General features: G+C 60.6%; 10 protein-coding genes and 1 pseudogene. 3 read left to right on the top strand and 8 right to left on the bottom strand.

Annotated elements, in window-relative coordinates; genetic code table 11:
• Positions 1-200: 200 nt before the first annotated feature.
• Positions 201-404 carry a DUF3126 family protein gene (locus E5W70_RS29520; protein WP_023674799.1) on the bottom strand — a complete coding sequence of 68 codons (204 nt, stop codon included), beginning with the start codon at positions 402-404 and terminating at the stop codon, positions 201-203.
• Between the two features lie 212 nt (positions 405-616).
• Positions 617-1,465 carry a serine O-acetyltransferase gene (gene cysE / locus E5W70_RS29525; RefSeq protein WP_292664820.1) on the bottom strand — a complete coding sequence of 283 codons (849 nt, stop codon included), beginning with the start codon at positions 1,463-1,465 and terminating at the stop codon, positions 617-619.
• A 159-nt stretch (positions 1,466-1,624) separates the two neighbouring features.
• On the opposite strand from cysE, the gene E5W70_RS29530 reads away from it, so the two are divergent.
• Positions 1,625-2,239: a hypothetical protein gene (locus tag E5W70_RS29530; protein ID WP_292664821.1), complete on the top strand. Its 615-nt coding sequence runs from the start codon at positions 1,625-1,627 to the stop codon at positions 2,237-2,239.
• A 39-nt stretch (positions 2,240-2,278) separates the two neighbouring features.
• Here the strand turns inward: E5W70_RS29530 and E5W70_RS29535 are convergent, their stop codons facing one another.
• The 4 genes from E5W70_RS29535 to E5W70_RS29550 all read right to left on the bottom strand — a co-directional run bounded on the left by E5W70_RS29535 (position 2,279) and on the right by E5W70_RS29550 (position 4,732).
• The gene (locus tag E5W70_RS29535) at positions 2,279-2,650 is read right to left on the bottom strand and encodes a hypothetical protein (RefSeq protein WP_292664822.1); all 372 of its coding nucleotides are present in this window, start codon (positions 2,648-2,650) and stop codon (positions 2,279-2,281) included.
• Positions 2,651-2,785: 135 nt separating this feature from the next.
• Positions 2,786-3,553 carry an alpha/beta hydrolase gene (locus E5W70_RS29540; RefSeq protein ID WP_292664823.1) on the bottom strand — a complete coding sequence of 256 codons (768 nt, stop codon included), beginning with the start codon at positions 3,551-3,553 and terminating at the stop codon, positions 2,786-2,788.
• Positions 3,554-3,573: 20 nt separating this feature from the next.
• Positions 3,574-4,137, bottom strand: coding sequence for a DUF192 domain-containing protein (locus E5W70_RS29545; RefSeq protein WP_292664824.1), 564 nt, complete (start codon positions 4,135-4,137; stop codon positions 3,574-3,576).
• A 19-nt stretch (positions 4,138-4,156) separates the two neighbouring features.
• On the bottom strand, positions 4,157-4,732 hold the full coding sequence (locus tag E5W70_RS29550) for a cold-shock protein (RefSeq protein ID WP_366509755.1): 576 nt from the start codon (positions 4,730-4,732) through the stop codon (positions 4,157-4,159).
• A gap of 236 nt (positions 4,733-4,968) precedes the next feature.
• Here E5W70_RS29550 and gloA point away from each other — a divergent pair, with 236 nt between their 5' ends.
• Together gloA and E5W70_RS29560 are read left to right on the top strand one after the other, a co-directional pair.
• Positions 4,969-5,409, top strand: a complete 441-nt coding sequence (gloA, locus tag E5W70_RS29555; RefSeq protein WP_023674793.1) for a lactoylglutathione lyase — start codon at positions 4,969-4,971, stop codon at positions 5,407-5,409.
• A gap of 77 nt (positions 5,410-5,486) precedes the next feature.
• Positions 5,487-5,780, top strand: coding sequence for a DUF2218 domain-containing protein (locus tag E5W70_RS29560; RefSeq protein ID WP_292664826.1), 294 nt, complete (start codon positions 5,487-5,489; stop codon positions 5,778-5,780).
• 8 nt (positions 5,781-5,788) lie between these two features.
• Here E5W70_RS29560 and E5W70_RS29565 read toward each other — a convergent pair whose 3' ends face one another.
• Positions 5,789-6,337 (bottom strand): DUF1697 domain-containing protein, encoded by a 549-nt coding sequence (locus E5W70_RS29565; RefSeq protein WP_292664827.1) that lies wholly within the window; start codon positions 6,335-6,337, stop codon positions 5,789-5,791.
• A gap of 620 nt (positions 6,338-6,957) precedes the next feature.
• Positions 6,958-7,528: pseudogene (locus E5W70_RS29570) on the bottom strand (threonine dehydratase); the annotation flags it as partial.

The raw sequence follows: 7,528 nt of genomic DNA on the forward strand, positions 1-7,528 counted from the left end.
GGTGCGGGACAGCAAAGCTGCCAATCTCCCCACTTGAGGGGGAGATGTCCGGCAGGACAGAGGGGGGCGCGAAGGAACGCCGACGCTTGCTCTTCATCGCTCCGCCGCGCCCTGGGATGCTGAAGCACCGTGGACTGCGGCCAATCACAAACGTCGACAATTGGCGGCTTAAGGCCGATCGGTGCCGACCGCCCAGGAGCTCAGGCCAGATCGATGTCGAGGATCGCCATCGAGAAATTATAATCGCCGTCGTCCTCGTCCTTGAAGACGATGCCGAGGAACTCGTCGCCGACATAGACCTCGGCCGAATCTTCCTTGCGCGGCCGCGCCTTCACTTCGAGTTTGGGGTTCTGGAAGGTGCGCTTGAAATAGGCGTCCAGCTTTCTGATTTCGTCCGGCTTCAACAGTCTTCTCCGATCGTCGCTTGCTAAAGTGCGTCGCGTCTGAAGAGATCGATGCGACGCGCTTTGAATCCTTCTTCATGCATGTCGCTATCCCAAAACCGCTGGGCACTTTTGGGCGACATGCATTGGTGAGCGCGCTTCTGGCACGTCGACAATGGCCATGTAAAGGCAAGCCGGCATAGGGGGCAGGAATTCAGCCCCTGCCCGAGCACTCAGATGTCGAAGCTGACGACGTGGTCCATCGTCTGCGATGGCAGCAGCTGGTCCATCTGCCGCGAAGGCTGGTCGCAGCCGGTCTCGCCGACGACGCGGGCCGGCACGCCGGCAACCGTCTTGTTGTGCGGCACCGGCGACAGCACCACCGAGCCGGCCGCGATCTTCGAGCAATGGCCGATCTCGATGTTGCCGAGGATCTTGGCGCCGGCGCCGATCAGCACGCCGTACCGGATCTTGGGATGGCGGTCGCCGCCGGCCTTGCCGGTGCCGCCCAGCGTGACGCCGTGCAGGATCGACACGTCGTCCTCGATCACCGCCGTCTGGCCGACGACGAGGCCGGTGGCGTGGTCGAGGAAGATGCCCTTGCCGATGCGGGCAGCCGGATTGATGTCGGTCTGGAACACCGAGGACGACCGGCTCTGCAGATACAGCGCGAAATCCTGGCGGCCCTGGTTCCACAGCCAATGCGCCAGCCGGTGCGTCTGGATGGCATGAAAACCCTTGAAGTAGAGCACCGGCATGATGAAGCGGTCGCAGGCCGGATCGCGGTCGTAATAAGCCTGGATATCGACGCGCACCGTCGTCGCCCAGTCCTTGTCGTCGGCCGCCATCGCCTTGAATGTCTGGCGGATGAGGTCGGAGCCGATGTCCTGATGGGCGAGGCGCTCGGCCAGCCGGTGAATGACCGCTTCTTCCAGGTTTTCCTGATTGAGGATGGTCGAATAGAGGAACGCCGCCAGCAGCGGATCGCGATTGACCGCTTCCATCGCTTCGTCGCGGATCGAACGCCAGATCGGATCTACCGGCTGCACCCTGGTGGGACGGGAAATCGTAACGCTGTTCATCTGATGTCTCCGGCCATCCAATGTCTCGGCCATCCAATGTCTCGGTTGGCGGCTTGCCTATTCTCCGGCCGCACCTATAAGCCAGATCATAGCACGGGTGAACTCAATTTTCCTTAGTGCTTCGTCAAATGGATTTGGTTGGCGGAATTTCAAGCAGCCATGGAAAACGCAACCTTGATGGACGAGACCCTGAAGCGCGAGCTTTCCGCGCTCTATGAGGCCGAAGATCGCCACTACCACGATCTTGGCCACATAGAGGCGATGCTGGCGCTAGCCAATGATTACAAGGCGTTGCTGCATGATCCTGAAGCAGTCGAAGCGGCGATCTGGTTCCACGACGCGATCTACGACAGCCGCGCCAAGGACAATGAGGCGAGGAGTGCCGCACTTGCCGAGGAGAAGCTCGCCGGTCGCACCGACGCACAACGCCTCGGCCGCATCGCGGCGATGATCACTGCCACCGCCGGCCACGAATTGCCGCCCCTTGGCGACCAGCATTCCGTTCGTGACGCGGCGCTGTTCCTCGACATGGACCTGTCGATCCTGGGTGCTGCGCCTGACGTGTTCGACGCTTACGAACAGGCGGTCCGCCGCGAATATCAGTGGGTCGATGAGCCGATGTGGCGGGCCGGCCGTGCCGCAGTCCTGAAGGGCTTCCTCGCCCGCCCGCATATTTTCCATAGCGAGGAGTTGCGCCGGCGCTTCGAAACCCTGGCCAGGCAAAACATTGCACGCTCGCTCCAGGCGCTTGGGCACAGCCCGGGCGGATCATAGCTCGCGTCGCTCGCTTGCGTCCGGGATATTTGCCCGAAATCAGGTAAACGCGCCAAAAGTCGATGCCATTGCCCACAGCATGAACACCCCGGCCGCCAGCGACGCGCCGTTGACCACGATGCCAGCCAGGCCGAGCACACGATTGTCGTTTTGGCGCCCAAGCGCCATCAGCCCGAAGACCGCGCCGGTAAGATGTGCCAAAGGCCCGGCCAGGAAAAATACCGCAGCGAAGAAGCCCGTCGCACTGTTCTGGAGCAGTGGGGAAGCGTCGCTCGGCATTGCTATCAACGCGGTGATCGCAATCGCCCCTGTCGCCAATGCGGCCAGCGCTAGAACAACGGACCATTCGCCGAACGTGCTTTTCGTAACGACGCCCGGCAAAGCGGCGTCGCTTCTTCCCCATTGTGCCATCGTATCCCCTGCCCTCGTTTAGCGCGTGGCGGGTTTGAACCGATCCACGCGTCACGCTCAGTTACTCCTGTATCGTTGCAAAACCGCTAAGAACCCCAGCTTCAGGCCCAATGGCCGCTTTTGGGGAGCCATCCATCAAAGCGGATGCTCGGCATAAAACTCCAGCACGCGCTGCTTGAAGGTCTTGTCCCCGACCGCCAGCATGTGGTCGCGGCCTTCGATATGAAAGGCCCTGGCGTTGGGCATCAAGGCGGCGAGTTCATCCGGCGAGCCGCCGATGTCGTCCTTGGTGCCGACGGCGATCAGTGTCGGCTGGGCAATGCGGGCAATGTCGGCCTCGCTGAGCAATTCGCGCGAGGTGGCGATGCAGGCGGCGAGCGCCCGGCGATCGCTGCGGGTCTGGTCGGCGAAGGCGCGGAACGAGCGGCCACGCGGGTCGCTTGTGCCTGCCGGGTCCTCGGCCAGAAGTGCGTCGGCTATCGGATCCCAGTCGCCGACGCCGTCGACCATGCCGATGCCGAGACCGCCGAAGACCAGCGTCGCCACCTTCTCCGGGTTGGAGAGCGCCAGGAAGGCCGTTATGCGCGCGCCCATCGAATAACCCATGACATGGGCGCGTTCGATGCCGAGATGGTTCAAAAGCGCTGCCGCGTCGGACGCCATTTTTGCCGGCGTGTAGTCCGCTTCGTCATAGCTTTTCGACGACGAGCCATGGCCGCGATTGTCGAAGGCGATCGCACGGTAGCCGGCATCGTTCAGCGTCTTGAACCAGCCGGGCGACACCCAGTTGACGTAATGAGTCGAGGCAAAGCCGTGGATCATCAGCACCGGATCGCCCTGCCCCGAGGCCAGCTGGCGGTCAAGGAAAGCAAGGTCGAAACCGTCGTGGGAGAAGAACTGCATCGGCCGGAGATCCTGCCCGTTCAGTCGGAATCGACATTCGGCGCATCGCCCTTGTCGGGCGGCGGCATGGCCGGCCCGGGCGCCGTGCCGATGGCCGGATGGCGCAGCAGGTCGCCGTCCTTAATGCCCTTTTTGGCGGCGGTTCCTGCCTTGAGCTCGAGCACGAAGCGCACCGGCTCGTCCGGCGAGATGATCGCCTCCGACTGCGGCTCGCCTTGCTTGATCGCCCGGATCCGGCCGTCCTGGCCGACGAAGATCAGGTCGAGCGGCAGCGGCGTATTCTTCATCCAGAAGCTCACATCCTGCGGCGCACCGAACACGAACAGCATGCCGTGATTGTCGGCCATGTGGCGGCGAAACATCAGGCCAGCCTGGCGCTCGGCGGGCGTGTCGGCAATTTCGACGAAAAAAGAACGCTCGCCGGCCTTCGTCACCGCGACCAGCGGCGCCGGGTCGACGGGAAGAATCATCGCCTTGCCGTCGGCCGAACTCGGTTGCTGAAAATAGAAGAACGCACTTATGGCGACGATGAGGAAAATCGCGGCGCAGAGCGCGCCCGCCGTCACCCGGTTCCTGTGAGCCATATGAAATCCTCGACCGGAACTAATGCGAGACCGGCAAGGTACCCATATCGGGATGAATTTCGGCAGCCATAAGGCCTTTGTCGCCGCGCCCGAAGCGGACCAGCACCACCTGGCCCGGCCGGAGTTCGGTGATGCCGTAGCGGCGCAGCGTCTCCATGTGGACGAAAATGTCCTCGGTGCCCTCGCCCCGGGTCAGAAAGCCGAACCCCTTGGTGCGGTTGAACCATTTCACCAGCGCCCGTTCGAGGCCGCTTTCCGGCGTCACTGCGACATGGGTGCGCTGCTCCTGCATCTCCGCCGGATGCACCACCGTAGTGACATCCATCGAGAGCACGCGGAAGGCCTGCAGCCCGCGCTCGCCCTGCTTGACCAGGCAGACGACGCGGGCGCCTTCCAGGGCGGTCTGAAAACCGTCCTTTCGAAGGCACGTCACATGGAGGAGGATGTCGCCCGAAGAACCATCATCGGGAAGGATGAAACCGTAGCCCTTGGCCACGTCGAACCATTTGATGGCGCCGGCGATTTCGACGAGATCGGCCGTATCGGCGCTCTCATCCCGCTTCAACGCATCGTTACCGGCCCCGTCCCGCCCCATGAAAGAGGCCTTTTCCCCCATAAGAACGCCCCCTTTTTTCAAGAAACACTACAACTGATTCTTGGTATCAGATTAACACCGCGGCTTCCGGTGTGTGCAAGACCTGACGTGCCTTTTTTCACGGTTCCGTACAGGAATAGCGGATTTGTCATTTGCCGGCGCCGGCAAGCGTGGCCAATTGCCCTTTGGCCGGGCCGCCCCTATGTTGCGCCGCAACGCAACATAAGGAGGAAATCATGCGCTATCTGCACACCATGGTCCGCGTCGCCGACATCGATGCTTCGCTCGATTTCTACTGCAACAAGCTTGGCCTCAAGGAAGTGCGCCGCCATGAAAACGAGCAAGGCCGCTACACGCTGATCTTCCTCGCCGCGCCCGAAGACGAGCAAAGCGGCATCTCCGAAAAGGCGCCGCTGGTCGAGCTGACCTACAATTGGGATCCGGAAGACTACAAGGGCGGCCGCAATTTCGGCCATCTCGCCTATGAGGTCGACGACATCTACGCCACCTGCCAGCGGCTGATGGACAATGGCGTTACCATCAACCGGCCACCGCGCGACGGCAACATGGCGTTCGTCAAATCGCCGGACGGCATCTCGATCGAGCTGTTGCAGAAAGGTCCGGCAAAGCCGAAGGCCGAGCCGTGGGCGTCGATGCCGAATACCGGCAGCTGGTAGCCGATCACGCCATCTTGAACGGACGCGGGCGGGCTCCGGTTCGGTTTTCGCATCCGCATTCCCAGGAGAATTCATTCATGCCGAGCAGTCATGTCGACGTCGCCACCGAACATGCCAGCCGCTATCTGCAGCAGCTGTGCAAACATTGGGCGCACAAGTTTCCGGTCGAATTCGACCCGAACCATGGCACTATCGATCTGACGCTCGGCCGCACGGTTCTCGATGCCGACCCGGCTGCGCTGCACATTGCGGTGACGACCGATGAAGCCGGCTCGCTCGAGCGCCTGGAAACGGTGGTCGCCGAGCACATCAAGCGCTTCGCCTTCCGTGAAGAGCTGGCATTCGACTGGAAACGCGCTCCGGCCGCGTAGACGACCTGTCAACCGCCGGCCTTGGCCATCTCCAGCAGCATCAGCACGGTGCGCCAATTGCGCGCCGTGCCGGGCACCTTCAGAACGCGCGGGATGAGATTGGCAAAAACCGATTTGCCGAGCCCGTCGGGAGCATGCAGGTAGAGCACGTCGCCCTTGATCTCGAAACGTTCGGGCCCGGTGCATTTTTCCGCCAGCCGGGCGATCTCTTCGGCGGTCGGCCGGCGCTCCAGCGCATAGGCGTGCAGCTTGGTCGGCTCGCCGGCCACTTCCGGATAGGGATTGTCCGCCGCCAGCCGCTCGAGCCAGCCGAGATCGCGCACCATGATGCGCGAATGGAACCCCCATTTCTTCTCGAATTCTGCTTCGAGCTGCCTGGTCAGCATCGCCGCATCGCCGTCTGGCGACCGGAAGACGGCATTGCCGCTCTGCACATGGGTGGCGACATCGGAGAAGCCGAGCTGCTCGAAGAATGACCTGAGTTCCGCCATCTTGACGATGCGGTTGCCGCCGACATTGATGCCGGAGAACAGCGCGACGAAGGTCGTCAAATCCATTCAGTCCTTATCAATTATCAGATTCTTAGCTATACCATACAATCTGGAATTCAGTTGAGGGGTAATACTTTGGAAAACCAGCCGTTCGAAATCCTGAAGTTGATCGTTGGCGCTTCAGTTCCCGCAGTGCTGGCTTATTTCGGGTGGCGCATAAACAAGCAAATAAAATCTCTTGAGCAGGCGCAATGGCAAAATAGAAAAATTATAGAAAAGAGCTAGAAATTTATGATCTCATTGCGCCGAAGCTAAACTCACTTTTTTGCTTCTGCATGTGGGTCGGCGATTGGAAGGACATAACACCGGAAGATACCATAAACCTGAAAAGATTTACAGACAAAAACATGAATGTCTATAGGCATCTATTTAACGAGAGCCTTTTCCTGGCATATGACGAATTTATTCACACGGTTTTCCAGACCTACAATGGGCCAGGGGAGGACGCAAAGATACGTGCGGAGATTTCCGGGGTGGATGGCAACCGCACGACTGACTGCCACTATCCATGGAACAAAGCTTGGAACAAATTATTTGAAGAAGATTCAGTGCCCAGGAAGAAAGAATTGTCGAACAAATATAACGCCCTTATGCACGAAGCTGCCTTGGGCTTGGAGATGGGAGCACTAAATGATGAACCCGGCAAGCGTCTCGTTGTCGGTGATGTCCTGGTAGTGGACGCTCTCGGCGTCGAAATTCGCCTTGAGCAGGTCGAAATTGCGGCGGTCCTTGGTTTCGATGCCGATCAGCACCGAACCGAAATTGCGCGCCGATTTCTTCAGATATTCGAAGCGGGCGATGTCGTCGTCGGGACCAAGCAATTCGAGGAAATCGCGCAACGCGCCGGGCCGTTGCGGAAAGCGGATGATGAAGTATTTCTTCAGGCCCTCGAAGCGCAGCGCCCGTTCTTTCACATCCGGCAGCCGCTCGAAATCGAAATTGCCGCCTGACACCACGGCAACGATGGTCTTGCCCCTGATTTCCTTCCTGGAAAAATCCTTGAGCGCATCGATCGCCAGCGCGCCGGCCGGCTCGAGCACGACGCCTTCGACATTGAGCATTTCGATCATGGTTGCGCACAGCCGGTTTTCCGGGATCAGCCGCACGGCGTCGGCGGCAAACTCCCTGAGGTGGCGCAACGGCTCGCGGCCGATCTCGGCCACCGCTGCGCCGTCGACGAAATTGTCGACCTTGGCG

The sequence above is a fragment of the Mesorhizobium sp. genome, from assembly GCF_005063415.1.
GTDB lineage: Bacteria > Pseudomonadota > Alphaproteobacteria > Rhizobiales > Rhizobiaceae > Mesorhizobium.

Bases quoted from the DNA above. Each gene is read 5' to 3' on its own strand.
- cysE (WP_292664820.1), bottom strand. From the start codon at position 1,465: ATGAACAGCGTTACGATTTCCCGTCCCACCAGGGTGCAGCCGGTAGAT.
- E5W70_RS29530 (WP_292664821.1), top strand. From the start codon at position 1,625: ATGGAAAACGCAACCTTGATGGACGAGACCCTGAAGCGCGAGCTTTCC.
- E5W70_RS29535 (WP_292664822.1), bottom strand. From the start codon at position 2,650: ATGGCACAATGGGGAAGAAGCGACGCCGCTTTGCCGGGCGTCGTTACG.
- E5W70_RS29540 (WP_292664823.1), bottom strand. From the start codon at position 3,553: ATGCAGTTCTTCTCCCACGACGGTTTCGACCTTGCTTTCCTTGACCGC.
- E5W70_RS29545 (WP_292664824.1), bottom strand. From the start codon at position 4,137: ATGGCTCACAGGAACCGGGTGACGGCGGGCGCGCTCTGCGCCGCGATT.
- E5W70_RS29550 (WP_366509755.1), bottom strand. From the start codon at position 4,732: ATGGGGCGGGACGGGGCCGGTAACGATGCGTTGAAGCGGGATGAGAGC.
- gloA (WP_023674793.1), top strand. From the start codon at position 4,969: ATGCGCTATCTGCACACCATGGTCCGCGTCGCCGACATCGATGCTTCG.
- E5W70_RS29560 (WP_292664826.1), top strand. From the start codon at position 5,487: ATGCCGAGCAGTCATGTCGACGTCGCCACCGAACATGCCAGCCGCTAT.
- E5W70_RS29565 (WP_292664827.1), bottom strand. From the start codon at position 6,337: ATGGATTTGACGACCTTCGTCGCGCTGTTCTCCGGCATCAATGTCGGC.